At 47.2% G+C, this 1029-nt stretch carries 1 protein-coding gene; it reads left to right on the top strand.

Going from position 1 to position 1029, the window contains the following annotated elements; translation table 11 throughout:
• Positions 1-588 precede the first annotated feature (588 nt).
• Positions 589-786 (top strand): hypothetical protein, encoded by a 198-nt coding sequence (locus tag V6E55_RS25500; protein WP_045354763.1) that lies wholly within the window; start codon positions 589-591, stop codon positions 784-786.
• The last annotated feature ends 243 nt before the right edge of the window (positions 787-1029 follow it).

Below are 1029 nucleotides of genomic sequence, written 5' to 3'. Positions count from 1 at the left end.
CTCAACGAGAATTTTGTTCGCTTGTTCGTTCATAATTGCCTCTGTCGTTACCCGCTGATGCGGGAGAAATGCTTTGGCGATGTGGTAGGTGGGAGACCCATTTCGACCCGATTCGGCCTACTTATCTTCGGCAATAGCTCCTCGGGCCTCGCCGCTTTACGTGCGACATATTCCCGTCCATGAACCCTTCACCACATCCCATAACATTCCCTGTATTGGTCAGCGCCAACTCCCTGCCAGTGTTGCCCGTTCTCACGCCGTTCTCGCTCTCGCGCGGGGATACTCTCTCACCGACCGGATCGCACCCGGTGATACAGCACGTTTACGTGTAAGGGTCTAAACAGGTCATTGACGCTGTAAATCTGCATGTTGTTAAAAAGCAGGCGACTTGCTGTCCGCCGCTGGCTAACTTCGCTCAGCTGTCGATGTTTCGTTTCGATGGACTTATTAAAAACCATAGTTGTTTTATCGTCAACAACAATAGTTGTATTTATAGTTGTTTTGGTTTTATTTGGTTGTATTTAAAAGGAATTTATTTTTATAAAAGATTGGTGCTATGCTGCAAAAAACATCAAAAAGGAGTGGGTTATGGACTTGGATGAAGAAAAAGTGAACATGATGGCTCATGCCGCCGGGCGCGCGGTGATGGAGTTATCGCTGGCGGATCTGCCTGTGACGCAGGAGGCTATCATTGAAAAACTTGAACAGTACCGGAAGGAAACTGGCAACGTGATAGGGAAGGGAGTGAACAGGGATGCAGCCGAGATAGTGCGGAAAGGAAGGTAGTGCAGAAGTGACAAAAAAGTGCAGGAGCAACATGCGCCAGCGCAGGTTATTTTGGATCACGTCATAAGTGATTGAATTGCATTGGATGCTTGCTTTAGTGGTTAGTGTAAGTCATTGATTTTAACGCCAGCGCAGTAACTTTTGGATCTCGGTATGGAAGACACAAAAAAACCCGGCGCGGTGGCCGGGTTTAATATGAACATTAGAACTGGGTTATGCAGCTTTCTTGTTCATTTCTGCAAG

Origin of the sequence: Enterobacter sp. 342, assembly GCF_036663495.1 — a bacterium.
Classification (GTDB): domain Bacteria; phylum Pseudomonadota; class Gammaproteobacteria; order Enterobacterales; family Enterobacteriaceae; genus Enterobacter.
Note: the sequence above shows the minus strand (reverse complement) of the source record. Positions and strands in the feature narration are given on the sequence as shown.